The sequence below is a fragment of the Sphingomonas kyeonggiensis genome (assembly GCF_030812785.1).
Taxonomy (GTDB): Bacteria; Pseudomonadota; Alphaproteobacteria; order Sphingomonadales; family Sphingomonadaceae; genus Sphingomonas; species Sphingomonas kyeonggiensis_B.
Genome location: NZ_JAUSTJ010000002.1, coordinates 331,577 through 349,579 on the forward strand (window position 1 = coordinate 331,577; position 18,003 = coordinate 349,579).

Annotated in this window: 16 protein-coding genes; 9 read left to right on the forward strand and 7 right to left on the reverse strand. The window is 67.0% G+C overall.

Going from position 1 to position 18,003, the window contains the following annotated elements; translation table 11 throughout:
• Window positions 1–200 precede the first annotated feature (200 nt).
• Window positions 201–473 carry a hypothetical protein gene (locus J2W22_RS11020; protein WP_307118304.1) on the forward strand — a complete coding sequence of 91 codons (273 nt, stop codon included), beginning with the start codon at window positions 201–203 and terminating at the stop codon, window positions 471–473.
• On the opposite strand, the gene J2W22_RS11025 is transcribed toward J2W22_RS11020, so the two are convergent.
• From J2W22_RS11025 to J2W22_RS11035, 3 genes are read right to left on the reverse strand one after another with little or no spacing between them, the layout of a single operon-like run.
• On the reverse strand, window positions 470–1,843 hold the full coding sequence (locus tag J2W22_RS11025) for a glutamate--cysteine ligase (protein WP_307118305.1): 1,374 nt from the start codon (window positions 1,841–1,843) through the stop codon (window positions 470–472). The two genes, J2W22_RS11020 and J2W22_RS11025, sit on opposite strands and share 4 nt — an antisense overlap.
• Window positions 1,840–2,664 (reverse strand): carbon-nitrogen hydrolase family protein, encoded by an 825-nt coding sequence (locus J2W22_RS11030; RefSeq protein ID WP_307118306.1) that lies wholly within the window; start codon window positions 2,662–2,664, stop codon window positions 1,840–1,842. The genes J2W22_RS11025 and J2W22_RS11030 overlap by 4 nt, the downstream gene beginning before the upstream one ends.
• 25 nt (window positions 2,665–2,689) lie before the next feature.
• Window positions 2,690–4,006 carry a UDP-glucose dehydrogenase family protein gene (locus J2W22_RS11035; protein WP_307118307.1) on the reverse strand — a complete coding sequence of 439 codons (1,317 nt, stop codon included), beginning with the start codon at window positions 4,004–4,006 and terminating at the stop codon, window positions 2,690–2,692.
• Between the two features lie 532 nt (window positions 4,007–4,538).
• On the opposite strand from J2W22_RS11035, the gene J2W22_RS11040 reads away from it, so the two are divergent.
• From J2W22_RS11040 to J2W22_RS11050, 3 genes are all read left to right on the forward strand, one after another.
• On the forward strand, window positions 4,539–5,888 hold the full coding sequence (locus J2W22_RS11040) for a putative bifunctional diguanylate cyclase/phosphodiesterase (protein WP_307118308.1): 1,350 nt from the start codon (window positions 4,539–4,541) through the stop codon (window positions 5,886–5,888).
• On the forward strand, window positions 5,888–8,353 hold the full coding sequence (locus J2W22_RS11045) for a tetratricopeptide repeat-containing sensor histidine kinase (RefSeq protein ID WP_307118309.1): 2,466 nt from the start codon (window positions 5,888–5,890) through the stop codon (window positions 8,351–8,353). The genes J2W22_RS11040 and J2W22_RS11045 overlap by 1 nt, the downstream gene beginning before the upstream one ends.
• 74 nt (window positions 8,354–8,427) lie before the next feature.
• Window positions 8,428–8,817 (forward strand): response regulator, encoded by a 390-nt coding sequence (locus J2W22_RS11050; RefSeq protein ID WP_307118310.1) that lies wholly within the window; start codon window positions 8,428–8,430, stop codon window positions 8,815–8,817.
• A 109-nt stretch (window positions 8,818–8,926) separates the two neighbouring features.
• Here J2W22_RS11050 and J2W22_RS11055 read toward each other — a convergent pair whose 3' ends face one another.
• The 4 genes from J2W22_RS11055 to J2W22_RS11070 all read right to left on the reverse strand — a co-directional run bounded on the left by J2W22_RS11055 (window position 8,927) and on the right by J2W22_RS11070 (window position 13,484).
• Complete coding sequence (locus J2W22_RS11055) at window positions 8,927–9,826, reverse strand: dioxygenase family protein (RefSeq protein ID WP_307118311.1); 900 nt, start codon at window positions 9,824–9,826, stop codon at window positions 8,927–8,929.
• Window positions 9,827–9,914: 88 nt separating this feature from the next.
• Window positions 9,915–11,177, reverse strand: coding sequence for an ATP-binding protein (locus J2W22_RS11060; RefSeq protein ID WP_307118312.1), 1,263 nt, complete (start codon window positions 11,175–11,177; stop codon window positions 9,915–9,917).
• Between the two features lie 3 nt (window positions 11,178–11,180).
• A complete protein-coding gene (locus J2W22_RS11065; RefSeq protein ID WP_307118313.1) occupies window positions 11,181–11,927 on the reverse strand; it encodes a response regulator in 747 nt (248 codons plus the stop codon).
• A gap of 267 nt (window positions 11,928–12,194) precedes the next feature.
• A complete protein-coding gene (locus tag J2W22_RS11070; protein ID WP_307118314.1) occupies window positions 12,195–13,484 on the reverse strand; it encodes an MFS transporter in 1,290 nt (429 codons plus the stop codon).
• 89 nt (window positions 13,485–13,573) lie between these two features.
• Here J2W22_RS11070 and J2W22_RS11075 point away from each other — a divergent pair, with 89 nt between their 5' ends.
• The 5 genes from J2W22_RS11075 to J2W22_RS11095 all read left to right on the forward strand — a co-directional run bounded on the left by J2W22_RS11075 (window position 13,574) and on the right by J2W22_RS11095 (window position 18,003).
• Window positions 13,574–14,143 (forward strand): DUF3617 domain-containing protein, encoded by a 570-nt coding sequence (locus J2W22_RS11075; protein WP_307118315.1) that lies wholly within the window; start codon window positions 13,574–13,576, stop codon window positions 14,141–14,143.
• Between the two features lie 143 nt (window positions 14,144–14,286).
• Window positions 14,287–14,493, forward strand: coding sequence for a 30S ribosomal protein S21 (gene rpsU, locus J2W22_RS11080; RefSeq protein ID WP_010545388.1), 207 nt, complete (start codon window positions 14,287–14,289; stop codon window positions 14,491–14,493).
• A 93-nt stretch (window positions 14,494–14,586) separates the two neighbouring features.
• Window positions 14,587–15,177 (forward strand): FKBP-type peptidyl-prolyl cis-trans isomerase, encoded by a 591-nt coding sequence (locus J2W22_RS11085; RefSeq protein ID WP_307118316.1) that lies wholly within the window; start codon window positions 14,587–14,589, stop codon window positions 15,175–15,177.
• 181 nt (window positions 15,178–15,358) lie between these two features.
• Window positions 15,359–16,642, forward strand: a complete 1,284-nt coding sequence (locus J2W22_RS11090) for a sugar transferase (RefSeq protein WP_307118317.1) — start codon at window positions 15,359–15,361, stop codon at window positions 16,640–16,642.
• A gap of 89 nt (window positions 16,643–16,731) precedes the next feature.
• A complete protein-coding gene (locus J2W22_RS11095) occupies window positions 16,732–18,003 on the forward strand; it encodes a nucleotide sugar dehydrogenase (protein WP_307118318.1) in 1,272 nt (423 codons plus the stop codon).

Consider the following 18,003-nt stretch of genomic DNA (forward strand, 5'->3'; position numbering starts at 1 on the left):
ACTTTATTTATCTCATTTTTGATCTCGAACGTTTCTCAAGCGTGACGGTTCCTCTTTTGCCGGAGATGCCGCCGATGGATGGGAAGAAGGGAGCGCCTCTCGGGCTTCGCGGAAATACGTAAATTTACCAGTTTTCCCGCCTCGCGCCCGGGTGCAGGCTTGGTGCCGGTTCAGTGAGTGAAGCGGTCATGCAGGCGAGTGTGAAGCGTAGAAAGCCCGAAACCGAAGCGAAGATCGGTGCATGCGGGCGCATGGTGCTCCGCGATGTCGCGGTCCTCTCGGGTGAAGAACTGCTTCTGCGCTTCGGCGCCTCGACCCCGCAGCAGTTGATCGACCTGATCGTCGCCGCCATCCGCAAGGGTGACGACGACGAAGTCGCGGCGATCGACGGGCGGCTGCGCGAAGTCGAGCGGCTGGCGCGCAGGCAGGGGGCTGGCCTTCCCGGCGGTGCTCCCCCGGGCCGGGAAGGCTAGAACCGCGCTTCCTCATAGACCCGGCGGATGTCGCCACCCCAGTCGCCGTTGAAGCGGTCGAGCAGGATCTGCGCCGGCACCTTGCCGGTGCGCACCACTTCGCGCAGCGGATCGAGGAAGCCGCTCTCATTGTCGCCCGAGGCGTTGAGCCGGCCGCGCGCATTCAAGCCCGCCGCCGCGATGTCGAGCACCTCGCCGGCGATGTCCCTGAGCTTGCCGCCACCCGGCAGCGGCGCGTCGAGCGCGAGCTTCGGCACCGAGCTGCGCAGCGTCTCGCGCTCCTCCATCGACCAGCCCTTGACCAGGTCCCAGGCGGCGTCGAGCGCGCCCTGGTCGTAGAGCAGGCCGACCCAGAGCGCGGGCAGGGCACAGATCCGGCCCCAGCGGCCGCCATCGGCGCCGCGCATCTCGAGGAAGGTCTTGAGGCGCACCTCGGGGAAGGCGGTCGACAGGTGATCGGCCCAGTCGTCGATCGTCGGCTTGTGGCCGGGATAGGCGGGCAGTTCGCCCTTCAGGAAGTCGCGGAAGCTCTGGCCAGCGGCGTCGATGTACTTCCCGTCGCGGTAGACGAAGTACATCGGCACATCGAGCGCATACTCGGCGTAGCGCTCATAGCCGAAGCCGTCCTCGAACACGAAGGGCAGCATGCCGGTGCGGGCCGGATCGGTGTCCGACCAGATGTTCGAGCGGAACGAGAGGAAGCCGTTGGGCTTGCCCTCGGTGAAGGGCGAGTTGGCGAACAGCGCGGTCGCCAGCGGCTGCAGCGCCAGGCCGACGCGGAACTTCTGCGCCATGTCCGCCTCGGACGCGTAATCCAGGTTCACCTGGATCGTGCAGGTGCGCAGCATCATGTCGAGGCCGAGATTGCCCACGCGCGGCATGTGCCGGAGCATAATGGCGTAGCGGCCCTTGGGCATGATCGGCAGCTCGGCGCGCGTCTTGTCGGGCCACATGCCGAGACCGAGGAAGTTGAGGCCGAGCTTGTCGCCGACCTGCTTGACCTGCTCGAGGTGCCGGCCGGTCTCGCCGCACGTCTCGTGGAGGTTCTCCAGCGGCGCGCCGGAAAGCTCGAGCTGGCCGGCGGGCTCCAGGCTGACCGTGCCGTCCGGGCCGGAAAGGGCGATGACATTGTCGCCCTCCAGCACCGGCGTCCAGCCGAACTGGGTCAGCTCACCCAGCAGGTCGCGGATGCCGCCCTGCTCGTCATAGCTGGGGGCGTGGAAGTCCTTGGTCGCGAACACGAACTTCTCGTGCTCGGTGCCGATGCGCCAGCGTTCCTTCGGCTTCTCGCCCTTGGCGAAATACTCGATCAGCTGGGCGCGGTCCTCGATCGGGGCCGAAACCTTGTTGCTCTCGGTCTTGGTGCTCATGCGAAGGTCTCGACGGGAGGGATCGGGCGCCGGTGGCGCAATACGGGAACGCGCGAACGTACATCCTCGACGCGGGCAAGGTCGATCTCGGCCGAGCCGAGCCCGGCTTCCTCGCCCATGTCGAGCAGCACTTCGCCCCAGGGATCGATGACCAGCGAATGGCCATAGGTGGCGCGGCCATCTTCGTGCTCGCCGGTCTGGGCGGTGGCGATCAGGTACGCGGCCGCCTCGATCGCGCGGGCGCGCAGCAGCACGTGCCAATGCGCCTGGCCGGTCGGCCGGGTGAAGGCGGCCGGGACGGAGAGGGCAGTGGCGCCCGCATCGCTCAGCGCGCGGAACAGGTCCGGGAAGCGCATGTCGTAGCAGATGGCGAGGCCCAGCCTGCCGATCGGGGTATCGACCAGGATCGCCCGCTCGCCGCGGTCATAGGTGTTGGACTCGCGCCAGCTCTCGCCGGTTGCCAAGTCGACGTCGAACAGATGGAGCTTGTCGTAGCTCGCCTTGATCGCGCCGGTGCCGTCGATGACGAAACCGCGGTTCAGGAACTTGTCGCCCTCACCCTTCAGCGCAAGCGAGCCGAGATGGACCCAGATGCCGTGCTTCGCCGCCGCCTCGCGGGTCGCGGCGAGGACGAGGTCCTGGTCCTCGGCCACGACATGGCCGCGCGCCCGCTCGCGATTGCCGTCGAGCAGGCCGGACATCTCCGGCGTGAACAGCATAGCGCTGCCCTCCGCCGCCGCCTTTGCCACGCCATCGGCGATGGTGCGCGCATTTGCGGTCGGGTCGATCCCGCTCGTCATCTGCAGCAGGCTGGCCTTCATCGATTTCCTCCCCCGTTGGCCGGGATCAGCCGCGCTTCGGCTTGCCGACGCCGACCAGGGTGAGTCCGGCGCGCTCGGCATCGACGGCGGGATAGACGTTGCGCAGGTCGACGAGCAGCGGGGCCTTGAGCAACGACTTGATCCGGTCGAGGTCGAGCGCACGGAACGCGTCCCACTCGGTCACGATCACCAGCGCATCGGCACCGTCCGCCGCGGCATAGGCGCTCTCGCTGAACTCGACATTCGGCAGCAGCGGCCGGGCCTGCTCGAAACCTTCGGGGTCATAGGCCTTGATCGTCGCGCCGGCATCTTCCAGCGCGGCGACGATCGACAGACTCGGTGCATCGCGCATGTCGTCGGTGTTGGGCTTGAAGGTCAGGCCGAGGATGCCGACGGTCTTGCCGCGAACATCGCCGCCCATCGCCTTGATGACCTTGCGGCCCATGGCGCGCTTGCGGGCGTCGTTGACCTGCACGGTCGCCTCGACGATGCGCAGCGGGGTCTCGTTGTCACCGGCGGTCTTGAGCAGCGCCAGCGTGTCCTTGGGGAAGCACGAGCCGCCATAGCCCGGGCCGGCATGGAGGAACTTCGAGCCGATGCGGTTGTCGAGGCCGATACCGCGCGCGACTTCCTGGACGTCGGCGCCGACTTCCTCGCACAGGTCGGCGATCTCGTTGATGAAGGTGATCTTTACCGCCAGGAACGCGTTGGCGGCATACTTGATCAGCTCGCTGGTGCGGCGGCCGGTGAACAGGATCGGCGCGCTCTGGTTGAGCGAGAGCGGGCGGTAGATCGCGCGCATCACTTCGCGGGCGGCCTCGTCGTCGGTGCCGACGACCACGCGGTCCGGGCGCTTGAAGTCCTCGATCGCGGCGCCTTCGCGTAGGAATTCGGGATTGGAGACGACCTTGGCGCCAGCGTTCGGCGCTACTTCGGCCATGATCCGCTCGACCTCGTCGCCGGTGCCCACCGGCACGGTCGATTTGGTGACGATCACGCTGGGCCGGGTCAGGCTCTCGGCGATCTCGCGCGCGGCGGCGAAGACATAGCTGAGATCGGCATGGCCGTCGCCGCGGCGGCTCGGGGTGCCGACCGCGATGAACACGGCGTCCGCGTCCTTCACGCCTTCGGCCAGGTCGGTGGTGAAGGAGAGGCGGCCGGCCTTGACGTTCGAGGCGACGAGCGCGTCGAGGCCGGGCTCGTAGATCGGCATCACGCCTTGATGGAGGAGCTCGATCTTGCGGGCGTCCTTGTCGACGCAGACCACTTCATGGCCGAAATCCGAGAAACAGGCGCCAGAAACCAGGCCGACATAGCCCGTGCCGATCATCGCGATGCGCAACGTGGATCCCCTTGGGAAGAAATTATGCTGCGCAGATAGCGACGCCTGCGCCCGGGGCAAGGGGCCGCGTGGCGCTCCTCTCCGGTGCGGTGGTCGAGAAAAGCACGGGCAATAAAAAAGGCGGCCTCAGGCCGCCTTCCAGATTGTCGTCCGGGCCGGTCAGCGCGGCCTCGTCTGAGGTCGCTCCACCGCCGGCCCGGATGAACGTTCCTTTTAGAACGGACGGATCTCGCTGCCGCCACCTTCACGGAACAGAAGGGTCAAAAACGCGAACATTGGTAGTCTCCCATCGGTGCGCACGAGTGCGCGATTCGCGTGGTTAAAGATAGCTTAACGATGAATCAATCCGGATTTCTGCGGAGGTGGCTCCGGCAAAAGCGTTTCGGGGGCGTGATTTAACCGTTCCTTCAAGGGTCGGGGGCTAGACCAAGGGGGCATGTCGGCACGCAAAGAGCCTTTGGCGCCCTTGGCCATCGCTGCGCCCAGCGCGGTACCGAATTCCGTGGAACACGCGGAATTCGCGAGGGAATTTGTGCGAATTCAGAGTTCTCGCGAAGGCGCGGAGATCAATCTGCGCGAACGTCGCCCCGGCGCGCCGGGCAAGCGCGAATTGCACCGGGCAAGTAACGATCGTCACATCGAAGGCCGTTACTGGAGCATCCTCGGACTTTGCGAGATTGCCAATTTCGCGTCGCTTCGCCGCCATCTGGGCCGGGCGCGCGCCGATTCGCTGGTGCTCGACGTGGCCCAGCGGCTCTCCGAGATCGTTCCCGACGTGCGCATCGCCGCCGCAAGCCGCGCGATCATCGAGATCATGTTCGAGCGGGAATCGCCCGAAGCGGCCGCCGATGACATCGAGCGGATCAGCAAGGCTTTCCTCCGCCCGCTCGATCTGGACGGGGAGCCCCACCAGCTCCAGATGCACTTCGGCGTCGCCGCCGCGCCTTCGGTCGAGGATGACGAGGTGCTGCTCGCCGAGGCCGCCGAATCCGCGCTGGACCAGGCACGGGTCGACGGCCGGGTGGTGATGCTCGACCTGTCGCGCGCCGACCTCGCCTTCGACAAGCTCACCCTGATGCGCGAGCTGCCGCGGGCGATCGCCAATGGCGAGATGTTCCTGCAATATCAGCCCAAGGTGCATGTCCGCCGCCAGGAGATCGCCAGTGCCGAGGCGCTGGTCCGCTGGCAGCATCCGACCCGCGGCTTGATCCTGCCGGGCGACTTCATCTCGGTCGCGGAGCAGGCGGGCGAGATCAGCCGGCTGACGCTTTGGACGCTGCGCCAGGTGATCGAGGACCAGAGGAAGCTGCGCGAGGACGGCTTCGACATGCTGCTCTTCGTCAACATCTCCGGCCAGCTTCTCGCCGATCCCGCCTTCGTCAACGAAGTGTGCGAGATGCTGGCGAACACCGATGCCAAGCTCGGCTTCGAGATCACCGAGACGGCGGTGATCCGCGATCCGGAAAGTGCGATCCGCCATCTCCAGTTCTTCGCCGACAGCGGCGTCACGCTCGCCATCGACGATTATGGCGCGGGGCTTTCCTCGCTCGCCTATCTGAAGAAGCTGCCGGCACGCGAGCTCAAGATCGACAAGATGTTCGTGCTGCAGCTGACCAGCAGCAACCGCGATCCGCTGATCGTGCGCTCGACGATCGACCTTGCCCATGCCCTTGAGATGGAAGTCACCGCCGAGGGCGTGGAGACCCCGTCCGCGCTTGCGCTGCTCAGCGTGATGGGCTGCGACATGGTCCAGGGCTTCCTGATTTCGCGTCCGCTCGGGCTCGAGGCGTTCCGCAAGTTCCTCGCGGACGATGGCCATCTCGAAAACGCGAACGGCCCCGCCTCGTTCGTCCGTCCCGAGAGCTTCTGGAAGCGCGCCTGATGCGCGCCCTCCCGCGCTTCTTACTCGCCCTTGCGGCATTGTTCGCGGTCCTGCCGGCTGCCGCGCAGATCGCGCCCCAGGCAAAGTCGGAATTCCCCCTGCCGATCCAGCAGGAGATTCAGGCGGCCAAGGACAATATGATGTCCGACCAGGCCGAGGCACTGCGCCACGCCGCAGCGATCGACGCGCTGGCGCAGAAGCTTCCCGACGAACGGCAGCGGGCGCTCGCGCTCGCCACTGCGCGCTGGCTGGCGGCCGAGGCGCATCTGCGCAACGACGAACCGGCCCAGGCGGCGCCCTTGCTCACCGAGGGGCTGCGGCTGGTGAAGCCGATCCCGGAATCGATCAAGCTGCGCGGCGACCTGCTGATGTCGCAGGGCGCGCTGTTCATGTCGCGCGATCAGGCCGTGCAGGCGCTCAACAGTTATCAGAACGCCTATCGCGTCTATGGCGAGGTGAAGGAGCCGCGCAGCCAGGCGATCGCGCTGCAGGGCATCGGATCGCTGTACAGCGTGGCGCGCGACGACGCGCGTGCCGAGCAATATTATCGCCAGGCCGCCGAACTCTATGACGACGACCCGGCGCTGTCGCTTTCGCTGCACAACAGCCGCGGCAATGTGCTGCAGACGCTCGATCGCAATGGCGAGGCGATCAAGGAATATGATGCGGCGATCACCATCGCGCGCCAGATGGGCAAGCCTGTGCTCGAGGCGTTGATGCTCAGCAACCTCGCCCGTGCGCAGATCGCGCTCACGCAGCTCGACGCGGCGGATCGCACCGTCACCCGCGGGTTCGAGCTGCTGCGCGGCGCCGATGCGGATGTCCTGCGCCGCCACATGCTGGCGACGGCGGCCGAGGTCGCCTCGCAGCGCGGCGACAATGGCCGGGCATTGCGGATGATCCGCCAGGCCTTTGACGGCATCGACCTTGCCAAGAGCCGGGTGGAATTCCGCAACGACCATTATTTCGCCTACCAGATCTTCACCCGCGCCGGCGATGCACGCTCGGCGCTGGGGCATCTCGAGGCGCTGAAGCGGCTGAACGACGAGGCGACCAAGGTGGCCACCACCACCGGCGCCGCGCTGATGGCCGCGCAGTTCAACTGGGCCAAGCAGCAGAACGACATCCTCCAGCTCAAGACGCGCGAGGCCGAGGGCCGCGCCCGCTACCAGCTGACGATCTTCCTGCTGGTCGGTGCCGCGACGGTGATCGTCATGGGCGCGCTCGGCTGGGGTCTTCTCACGATCCGCAGGAGCCGCAACCAGGTGCGCGCCGCCAACATCGTATTGGGTGAGACCAATGTCGCGCTGGAGAAGGCGCTCAAGGCCAAGACCGAGTTCCTCGCGACGACCAGCCACGAGATCCGCACCCCGCTGAACGGCATCCTCGGCATGACCCAGGTCATGCTGTCCGATCCGAAGCTGGAAGCGCAGATTCGCGAGCGGATCGGTATCGTCCACGGCGCCGGCGTCACGATGCGCGCGCTGGTCGACGACATCCTCGACGTCGCCAAGATGGAGACGGGCAACCTCAGCGTCGAGGCGGCGCCGGTGGACCTGTGCACCACGCTGCGCGAAGTCACCAAGCTCTGGGAGGAGCAGGCGCGCGCCAAGGGTCTGAGCTTCCGGCTCGAGCTCAGCCATGCGCCGCACTGGATCGTCAGCGACGCCACTCGCCTGCGCCAGGTGGTGTTCAACCTGCTCTCCAACGCGATCAAGTTCACCGAGAAGGGCGGCGTCACGCTGCGCGCCGTAGCCGAGGGGGAGGGCGATGCCCGTCGCCTCAAGCTGGCCATCGAAGACACCGGTATCGGCATCCCGACGGGCAAGTTCGAGGAGATCTTCGAGAGCTTCCGCCAGGTCGACACCAGCACCACGCGCCGCTTCGGCGGCACCGGACTGGGGCTTGCCATCTGCCGTAACCTCGCCCGTGCCCTGGGCGGCGACATCATGGTCGAGAGCGAGGACGGCAAGGGTTCGCGCTTCGTCGTCGACCTGCCGCTTGTCCTGGCCGAGGCGCCCGAGGCGGCCGCCGTCACCGAGAGCGCGGGTGGTCTCGATCTGGTCGTGCTCGACCGGAACCCGATCGCCCGCTCGATGCTGCGCACCCTGCTTGAGCCGCGCGTCGCCCGGCTGCGCTTCGCCGGCTCGGTCGCCGAGGCGCTGCCGATGCTCGCGGAAGGGGATGTCGGGCACCTGCTCGCCGACGAGGCGACGCTCAAGGCCGAGGCGGATGGCGCAGCCCAGGCGCTCGCCGCGCTGCGCGCCGGCGGGGCGGACATTGCCCACACCATTCTCTGGCTGAAGCCGGATGCCGAGACATCGGCTGAGCTGATTGCGGCAAGTGGCGGCAGGATAATCGAAAAACCCATTACCGGGGCAAGCCTGATCGATGCTATCATTCCCCCCACGGAAGAAAATTCCGACGAGCGGAAGGGGGACCCGCTTGTATCTCGGGCGGCTTAGGGCGATAGCACACCGGACATGACAAAAACGGTCGCGCGCATCTCGGGGAAACCGGTCGCCACGGGCGGACGGGCATGAACATCCTCTTCATCGAAGACGATCCGATGAACCGTCGGGTCGTGAAGGACATGCTCGACGTCGCGGGGGCTACGATGGCCGAAGCCAGCTGGGCCGAGGAGGGCCTGGCCATGCTCGACGCCGAGACCTTCGACGTCGTGCTCGTCGATCTGCGCATGCCGGGGATGGACGGGTTCGAGACGATCGAGCGCATCCGCGCGCGCGGCGATGCCAAGGGCGAGATTCCGGTCATCGTCGTCACCGCCGACACCGCGCTCGACCTGCGCGAGCGCTGCCTGGCCGTGGGCGCCGACGATGTGCTGTTCAAGCCGGTGGCGATGGACGCGCTGTTCGATTCGATCGGCCGCGTGCTCGCGATCCGCGGCGGCGGGGGCATGATCCTCTAGCTTTTAGGCGGCACCGGCCCGCACCCCCACCCGGCCACCCAACGGCAGTATCATATGGGTGGCCGGGTGGGGGTGCGGGCCGGTGCCGATCCCCGCGAAAGCGGGCAAGCTATCTTGCGATGCCGATCACTGCGCTTGCCGTATAACCATCAGCGACGCTGCCGCTCATCGCCGGGGTCTGCTGGGCGATCTGCGCGCTGCTGTTGTCGCCGAACACGTTGTCGCCGGTCAGGCTCACGCCGGCGAAGTTTCGGATGCTCGACGAATAGCCGCTCGATCCGTTGTAGACTGTGCTGCACGCCGCGCTCGGCATGGCGAGCTGCGAGACCAGGGTGGCGTAGCGCCCGCCCGTGGCGTTCGCCAGGCTCGAGAACACTTCGAAATGGATGTGCGGCCAGCGCCCGGCATAGCAGCCCGGAAAGATGGTGGTGAAGGTCACCTGGCCATTGCTGTCGGTCACGCCAACGCCGCGCAGATAGCTCTCCGCCGGCAGGTCGTAGAGCGAGTATTTCCCGTCCCGGTCGCAGTGCCAGATATAGATGGCATAGCCAGCCAGCGGCGCGCAGGCGGCATTCACGTCGACCAGGGTCAGCGTCAGCACCACCTGTACGCCCGCCGCGGTCGTGGTCGAATTGCCGAGGAAGGACGCGCGGATGTCGCTGCGCACCACGTTCGCGGCGGTGAGCACGTTCGAGGTGACACCGCTTGACGTGTTGGTGCCGTCGGCGGGGTAGGGGCCGTTGGTCTCGGTCGGGTCGGCCACGCAGCTGCCGCTGGTGGCAGTCGCGCTCGGCGTCGGGGTGACGGTGGCTGTAGGCGTTGGCGTCGCCGTTGCCGCGCTCGAACTGCTGCTCGTGCTCCCGCTGCCCGATCCGCCGTCGCAGGCGGCGAGCATCGCTGCGCCGCTCGCGCCGGCGAACCAGCCCAGTGCGCGGCGGCGGCTGGCCAGCCGGGTCATTGCCTTCAGGTCATGGGCCAGGCCCAGGTCGTGCGCGTCATGATGGTCCATCTTGCCTCCTTGGTCGGAGGCTTCAGTCACATGCCGGACACACAAGGGGATTTCGCACGGTCGCGGAATGTTGCGGCGTTTTGCAGGTTCAGGCCGGCAGCCGCACCCGCACGCGTCCGCCGCCGTCGGGACGATTCTCCAGCGACACCTCGCCGCCATGCGCCTCGGCGATCGAGCGGACGATCGCCAGGCCCAGCCCGGTGCCGCCTGTTTCCCGGTTGCGCGAGGTCTCGCCGCGCACGAACGGGGCGAACAGAGCCTCCGCCCGCGCCAGGTCGAAGCCGCGCCCGTCGTCTTCGACGAGCACGTCCACCTTGCCCTCGGCGAGGCTCCAGCGCAGCCGCGCGCGCTCGCCATAGCGCACCGCATTCTCGATGAGGTTGGCGAACAGGCGGCGCAGCGCCGCGCTGTTGCCGCGCACCACCGCGCGGGGTCCGGCCTCGACGCTCACCGGCTTGCCCGCCGTGGCGAGGTCGTCGACCAGGCTCTCGATCAGGCTGCCCAGGTCGAGCTTCTCGTGCGGCGCCCCGTCGCGCCCGTCGCGGGTGAAGCTCAGCGCCGCCTTGAGCATCGCGCGCATCTCCTCGATGTCGGCCTCGGCGCGGAGGCGCGCATCGTCGGGCAGTTGCTCCACCCAGAAGGCGATCCGCGACAGCGGCGTGCCCAGGTCGTGGGCGATCGCCCCCAGCATCGCGCTGCGGTTCTCCGCCTCGTGGAGGATGCGCTCCTGCATCGAGTCGAGCGCCCGGGCGAGTTCATGGACCTCGCGCGGGCCCTTTTGCGGGATCGGCTGGCGGGCACCCAGCCGCACCCGGGTCGCGGCGCCGGCCAGCTCGCGGATCGGCCGCGAGATGCGCCGTGCCACGCCCCAGGCGAGCAGCGAGAGCACCAGCAGCACGCCCAGCATCCCCAGCAGCCGGGCAAGGTGCCAGCGGGTGAAGGCGGGGCGGGACAGGCTCGAGGCGACGATCCAGCCATTGCCGTCCTCCAGCGCGACGGTGAAGCTGCCGTGCATGTCCTGCTCGGGATCGCGCGCGGGGAACTGGTAGAGGCCGTGAATCCGCTCGACCGGCACGCCGATGAGCCGGGCGATTGCCGCGTCGCGCGCGGGGGAGGGGCGCTCCTTCTCGCGGCCGAACTTGTCCTCCTGCGTGCGGGCGACCGTCATTCGCGCCTGGGCGGTGGCCGGCACGATGCCGGTGCGCAGCGCCTCGGCAAGGCGGGCGAGCGGCAGCGGCCCCGGGCCCGGCGGCGGGCCGTTGAACATGATCGTGAACTGCGTCGTCGTCGCGATCAGCGCCGCGGCGATGACGAGCAATACGATCGGGACGGTGATCGAGCGCCGGGCCACGGGCTATTTGGTCGCCACTTCGGTGACGAACATATAGCCTTCGTTGCGGATCGTGCGGATCAGGTCCTCGGAGCCGGGCCGCGCGAGCTTCTTGCGCAGCCGGCTCATCTGCACGTCGATCGCCCGGTCGAAATGCTCGGCATTGGGGCCGCGCGAGATGTCGAGCAGCATGTCGCGGGTCAGCACGCGGCGCGGCCGCTCGACCAGCGCGAGCAGCAGCCGGAACTCGCCGTCGCTCAGGTTGATGATCACATCGTCCGGATCCCAGAGCTGGCGCGCCACCGGATCGAGCCGCCAGCCGGCGAAGCGCATGAAGGCGCGGATCGGCGTCGCCGCCGGCGCGGCGCGGTCGTTCTGGCTGCGGCGCAGCACCGAGCGGATGCGCGCCAGCAGCTCGCGGGGATTGGCGGGCTTGGGGACATAGTCGTCCGCGCCCATCTCCAGCCCGACGATCCGGTCGATATCCTCGCCGATCACCGAATGGAGGATCACCGCCGGCCCGGCCTCGCGGTCCATCGAGCGCAGGATGGAGAGCCCGTCCTCGCCCGGCATCATCACGTCGAGCACGACGAGGGCATAGTCATGGCGTGCGGCGAGCGTGCGCATCTCGGTCGCGCCCGAAGCGGTGTCCACGACATAGCCATGCTGCGACAGGAAGGCCGCGGTCAGCTCGCGGATACCGGGATCGTCGTCGACGATCAGCAGGCGGGTCTCGATGTCCAAGGCTGGTGCTAAAGCTGCGAGTTGCATCCCATAGGGTTAGGGCACGAGCCTAACGCCGGTATTGCAGGGCTGCAACGCACGGAAACATATAGACGGAGCGGCGGGACGGAAGCCGTAAGGGTTTGTCGCTGCCTTCCTCTTTGACGTCACCCCGGCCTTGTGCCGGGGCCCACCAAGCCTCCCGTTCTGACGTTTGAGCCTCTTGTCCGAAGCTCGCCTCCCGGTGGACCCCGGAACAAGTCCGGGGTGACGAGAGAATGGGGCGAGAATACGCTAATGATTAGCAATAGCCTATCAATCCTCTAGGATCTGCGAATGTTTCGCAGTGTCCCGCATGCGAAGATAGGTCACCAGCGACACCCCGATCATCGCCGTGACGTACCAATAGAAGCCCTGCTCCCAGCCGGCGTCCTTGAACCATAGTGCGACATATTCCGCCGTCCCGCCGAACACCGCATTGGCGATGGCATAGGGCAGGGCGACGCCAAGCGTGCGGATATGGGCGGGAAACAGCTCGGCCTTCACCACCGCGTTGATCGAGGTGTAGCCGGTCACGATCACCAGCGCGCCCAGCATGATCAGGAAGGCGAGGACCGGGCTGCGCACGCTCTCCAGCGCGGTGAAGATCGGCCAGGTCAGCAGCACGCCGAGCACCCCGAACCCGATCATCAGCGGCTTGCGTCCGATCCGGTCGGAAAGCGCGCCCGCCAGCGGCTGGATAAGCATGAAGCCGAACAGCGCCGCGGCGTTGATCTGCGACGCCGTCGCCCGGTCGAAGCCCGAGGTGTTGACCAGGAATTTCTGCAGATAGATCGAATAGGCGTAGAAGGCGAGCGTGCCGCCCGCGGTGAGCAGCATCACCAGCGCCGCCTCGCGCGGATGGTACCGGAACAGCGCGAACAGGCTCGACTGGCCGCCGCTCTTCCTGTTCTCGAAGCTCTCGGTCTCCGCCAGCCGCCGGCGCAGCCAGAACACGATCACCGCCAGCACGCCGCCGATCAGGAAGGGGATGCGCCAGCCCCAGGCGTCTAGATCGGCTTCGCTCAGCGCCGATTGCAGCACCAGCAGGACGAGCAGCGCGACCAACTGGCCGGAGATCAGCGTGACATATTGGAAGCTCGACCAGAAGCCGCGATGCCGCTTGCCGGCCATTTCGGAGAGATAGGTGGCGCTGGCGCCATATTCGCCGCCCACCGAGATGCCCTGCATCAGCCGGGCGAGCACCAGCAGCGCCGGCGCGGCCACGCCGATCGTCGCATAGCCGGGGGTGACCGCGATCAGCAGCGACCCGGCGCACATCAGCGTCACCGACAGGGTCAACCCCGCCTTGCGGCCATAGCGGTCGCCATAGATGCCCATCAGCCAGCCGCCGATCGGCCGCATCAGGAAGCCGACCGCGAACACCGCGGCGGTGTTGAGCAGCTGGGTGGTCTGGTCGCCCTTGGGGAAGAAATGCGGCGCGAAATATAGGGTGAAGGCCGAATAGGCGTACCAGTCATACCATTCGACCAGATTGCCCGCTGATCCCCCCAGGATCGATCGCAGGCGGTGTCGGGGCGGGGCGGCGCTGTCGGCAGAGGTCATCGCCGCACTATGCCGCCAGGAATCGCGCTTGTCTTTGGTTGCGATATCGGCTGAGTGGCGCCACGAATTTGAAGAGGGATTTCCTGAACATGCGTGCCATGCTGCTCGTCGGCGCCGCCCTTGTCCTCGCCGGTTGCCAGTCCGAAGCGGAGCGCCAGGCCGCTGCCACGGGCGAGATCGACGTGCGCAATGCCTCGATGCAGGAGGTCGCCAGCCTCTCGCGCGCCGCGCATTCGAAGACGCTGATGCAGCCCGGCACCTGGGATTCGGGCACGCAGGTCCTCGCCGCCGACTTCAGCGACGGGCCGGACAAGGAAAGCCAGCTGGCGGCGGTGCGCAAGCAGGAGCGCCATGCGGTGAAGTGCCAGACCGCGAGCGACCTCAAGCCGCTCGACATCGAGAATCTCGAAAAGGTCGCCGGCACCTGCACCTTCCCGCGCTTCGTGCAGAAGGGCGGGAAGCTCGACGTCGAGATTCAGTGCACCCAGGCGAGCGGCGCGAAGACCACGCTCGTCTATGCCGGCACCATGGACAAGCAGGCCTATGACGTGACGGTCGACCAGGAGAGCGGCGCGAAGGGCCAGCCGGGCTATGCCGCGATTCGCATGCGGGTCTATGGCAAGCGGCTCGGACTCTGCCAGGGCGGTGCCCAGAGCTGATCGGCTCGCCGCGCCTGAGAGGGGGCAAGGCTTGTTCTCGCTTGAAAAAATGGATTCGCGCTGTTAGGTGGCCGCCACGACGCCGCAACCCCGCGTTCCGGCGAACCCTTTTCTATTGAATAGACCGGAGCACTGACGGGCTTATGCAGATCATCGTTCGCGACAACAACGTCGACCAGGCACTGCGCGCACTCAAGAAGAAGCTGCAGCGCGAGGGCGTGTACCGCGAGATGAAGCTCCGTCGTCACTACGAGAAGCCCAGCGAGAAGCGTGCCCGCGAGCGCGCCGCCGCGGTCCGCCGCGCGCGCAAGCTCGAGCGGAAGCGCATGGAGCGCGACAGCGCCCGTTGATTCGCGATTCGGCCACGCGCGGTCCTCGCGCGTGGCTGTCGTGAACTTAGTGAACTTTCGGTAGCCTGATACCCGCGCCTGGAGCCCAATCGCATGTCCGTGACCGCTGTTCCGCTCCAGCCCGTCAAGCGCAGCTACAAGACCTGGCTCTGGGCCGGTCTGGTGCTGGCGATCGCCATTGCGGTGGCGCTGGCCTGGACGGGAACGCAGTATCTCACCGAAGAGCAGCTCCTGAACTGGAACAAGCACCAGTCGGGCGTCGAGACCACGGCCTCGGGGCTTCAGTACAAGGTGCTGACTCCCGGCACGGGCCCGGCTGCGGCCGAGGGCGACGGCGCGGCGCTGGTGATCCACGGCGTCCTGACGGACGGCAAGGAGTTCCAGCCCGAGACGCCGATGCGCATGCAGGTCGGCCAGCCGATGATTCCCGGCTTCACCGAAGGCGTGAAGCTGATGAAGAAGGGCGCCAAGTACCGCTTCTGGGTGCCGCCGAGCCTCGGCTATGGCGCTCCGGGCGCGCCGCCGAGCCCGCTCTCGAAGAAGGTGCTGGTCTTCGACGTCGAGATGACCGAGCTGATCCCGGCGCAGATGCTCCAGCAGATGATGATGCAGCAGCAGCTGCAGCAGCAACAGGGTGGTGCGCCGGGCGGCCCGCCGCCGGGTGGCCCCGAGGGCGGGCAGTAAGATTTCGAACCGCCGGCGGCCATCCCGCCGGCGGTTTTGATTCTGCCCGTGCCGTTCCTCCCCGTGCAGGATGCATGCGTTGCAATCCTGCGGAAAAGGAATAGGGCGATGGGCGAAGTAATAGAGTAAGCCAATCACGGTCTGCCGGGGGGGAATGACAGGTGATATCGCCCATATGCTCATGACCCGCGAACCCGCGCCCCCCATCGCTCGCCATTTTCTCGAATCGCTCAGCTTCCAGCTGCTCGGGATCCTGGCCGGCTCGGTGGCGGTGCCTCTCCTGCTTGCGCTGAGCGAGAGCAACGTGCTCGCCCAGGGCGGGCCGTTCATTGTCGGCAGCGCGATCGCCTCGTTCGCCGCAGCCGTCTTCGCGCTGCTCATCTATCGGCGCGTGGCGAGCTTCCCCGGCTCGCGCGGCTTCGCCTATATCATGCCGGCCTTCGCCATCACCTATGGCGTCGCCGCCACGGTGCTGCTCGGCTTCCGCCTGCCCTATAGCGGCCTGATGCTGAGCGCGGGCTTCGTTTCCTCGCTCGCCTTCGGCTTCCTCGCCCATTATCTCGCCCAGCGCATGGCGCGGCGGCAATTCTACCTCGTGCCGTTCGGCAATGTCGGCATCATGGACGAAGTGGAGGGGATCGAGTGGATCCTCATGCACGAGCCGTCGATCCCGGTCGATGACCGGCGCGGCGCGATCGTCGCCGACCTGCGCCACGATCACGCCCCCGAATGGGAGCGGATGCTGGCCGAGGCGGCGATCTCCGGCCGGGTGATCTACCATACCAAGCAGCTGCGGGAATCGCTCAGCGGCAAGGTCGAGCTCGAGCATCTCTCGGAGAACAGCTTCGGCTCGCTGCTGCCCAACCTCGCCTATCGCAAGATCAAGCGGGCGTTCGACATCGGCATCGCGCTGGTCGCGCTGCCGGTGCTGTCGATCCCGCTGCTCGTCCTCGCCGTGGCGATCCGGATGGATTCGACGGGGCCGGCGCTCTTCCGCCAGACGCGGATGGGCTATCGCGGTCGCCCGTTCCAGATGGTCAAGTTCCGCACCATGCAGCACGCCCCGGAAAGCGCCGGCGATGCGCGCAACAGCGCGATGACCCAGTCGAGCGACCAGCGCGTCACCCGCATCGGCCGTTTCCTGCGCCGCACCCGCATCGACGAGCTGCCCCAGCTGGTCAACGTGCTGCGCGGCGAGATGAGCCTGATCGGGCCCCGGCCCGAGGCGCTGCCGCTCTCCCAATGGTATGAGTGCGAGCTGCCCTTCTATCGCTATCGCCACATCGTGCGGCCGGGCCTCACCGGCTGGGCGCAGGTCAATCAGGGGCACGTGACCGACCTGGATGCCGTGCACAAGAAGCTGCACTACGACTTTTACTACATCAAATATTTCTCTGCGTGGCTCGATGCGTTGATCATCGTACGCACCATCGGCATCGTGTTCTCAGGCTTCGGCTCCAAGTAGAAGCGGAGTGAAGGTCCTGGAATACCGGTCGCCTGTGGGGCTGTCTGTCGTGCCGCGTTTCCGTACGGCTTAATCTGAAAACGGGGTTTATGTCGAATAACGAGCATATCGTCGTCGTCGGTCTTGGCTATGTTGGCTTGCCGCTCGCCCTGGCGCTGGCGCGCAAGTTCCGGGTCACGGGCCTCGACATCGATGCCGGCCGCATCGCCGAGCTGAAGAGCGGCCACGACCGGACCAACGAAGTGGAAGGCGATGCGCTTACCGCCTCGTCGATCGCGCTCACCGCCGATCCGGCGGAGGGCAAGGGCGCCGATATCTACGTCATCACCGTGCCGACGCCGATCGATGGCGAGAACCGGCCCGACCTCGGCCCGATCGTTTCGGCCAGCCGCAGCGTCGCCAAGCTGCTCGATCCGGCCCGCAAGCCGATCATCGTCTATGAGAGCACCGTCTATCCCGGCGTCACCGAGGACATCTGCGGCCCGCTGCTGGAGCAGGAAACCGGCCTGAAGCAGGGCGTGGACTTCTTCCTCGGCTATTCGCCCGAGCGCATCAATCCGGGCGATCGCGAGCATACGGTCGAGCGGATCACCAAGGTGGTGGCGGGCGAGAATCCCGAGGTCACCCGCTGCCTGGCCGACATGTACGGTGCGATCACCAGCGGCGGCGTGTTCGAGGCAAGCTCGATCAAGACCGCCGAGGCGGCCAAGGTGATCGAGAACGCCCAGCGCGACATCAACATCGCCTTCATGAACGAGATCGCCCAGATCTTCGCCCGGCTCGACATCTCGGTCTGGGAAGTGCTCGAGGCGGCGGGGACCAAGTGGAACTTCCTGCCGTTCCAGCCCGGGCTGGTCGGCGGCCACTGCATCGGCGTCGATCCCTATTATCTGAGCTTCCGCGCCCAGGAACTCGGCCACAACCCGAACGTCATCCTCTCGGGCCGCTCGATCAACGACACTATGGGCGCCTGGGTCGCCGACCAGCTCCATGCGCGGCTGGGCCGTGCGGGCTCGACGCTGGTGCTGGGCCTGGCGTTCAAGGAAAACGTCCCCGACCTGCGCAACAGCCGGGTCGTCGACGTGATCAAGCGGCTGGCGGCGCTCGGTCACGACATCACCGTCCACGATCCGCTCGCCGATCCCGACGAAGCGCGTCACGAATATGGGCTGGAGCTGGACGCCGAGGCGCTGTCGCGGCGCTACGACCTGGTGCTCGTCGCGGTGCCGCACGCGCATTATGCCGAGCTGCCCGACGCGCAGCTCGAGGCGCTGGTCGCCGAGGGCGGCCTGCTCGCCGACCTCAAGAACCTGTTCGGCAAGCGCAGCCTGCCCGGCCATATCGCTCGCTGGTCGCTCTGA

What these genes read in the sequence shown, in the direction of transcription:
- rpsU (WP_010545388.1), top strand. Translation starts at nt 14,287, where the DNA reads ATGCAGATCATCGTTCGCGACAACAACGTCGACCAGGCACTGCGCGCA.
- J2W22_RS11070 (WP_307118314.1), bottom strand. Translation starts at nt 13,484, where the DNA reads ATGACCTCTGCCGACAGCGCCGCCCCGCCCCGACACCGCCTGCGATCG.
- J2W22_RS11065 (WP_307118313.1), bottom strand. Translation starts at nt 11,927, where the DNA reads ATGCAACTCGCAGCTTTAGCACCAGCCTTGGACATCGAGACCCGCCTG.
- J2W22_RS11030 (WP_307118306.1), bottom strand. Translation starts at nt 2,664, where the DNA reads ATGAAGGCCAGCCTGCTGCAGATGACGAGCGGGATCGACCCGACCGCA.
- J2W22_RS11095 (WP_307118318.1), top strand. Translation starts at nt 16,732, where the DNA reads ATGTCGAATAACGAGCATATCGTCGTCGTCGGTCTTGGCTATGTTGGC.
- J2W22_RS11050 (WP_307118310.1), top strand. Translation starts at nt 8,428, where the DNA reads ATGAACATCCTCTTCATCGAAGACGATCCGATGAACCGTCGGGTCGTG.
- J2W22_RS11025 (WP_307118305.1), bottom strand. Translation starts at nt 1,843, where the DNA reads ATGAGCACCAAGACCGAGAGCAACAAGGTTTCGGCCCCGATCGAGGAC.
- J2W22_RS11045 (WP_307118309.1), top strand. Translation starts at nt 5,888, where the DNA reads ATGCGCGCCCTCCCGCGCTTCTTACTCGCCCTTGCGGCATTGTTCGCG.
- J2W22_RS11090 (WP_307118317.1), top strand. Translation starts at nt 15,359, where the DNA reads ATGACCCGCGAACCCGCGCCCCCCATCGCTCGCCATTTTCTCGAATCG.
- J2W22_RS11055 (WP_307118311.1), bottom strand. Translation starts at nt 9,826, where the DNA reads ATGGACCATCATGACGCGCACGACCTGGGCCTGGCCCATGACCTGAAG.
- J2W22_RS11075 (WP_307118315.1), top strand. Translation starts at nt 13,574, where the DNA reads ATGCGTGCCATGCTGCTCGTCGGCGCCGCCCTTGTCCTCGCCGGTTGC.
- J2W22_RS11085 (WP_307118316.1), top strand. Translation starts at nt 14,587, where the DNA reads ATGTCCGTGACCGCTGTTCCGCTCCAGCCCGTCAAGCGCAGCTACAAG.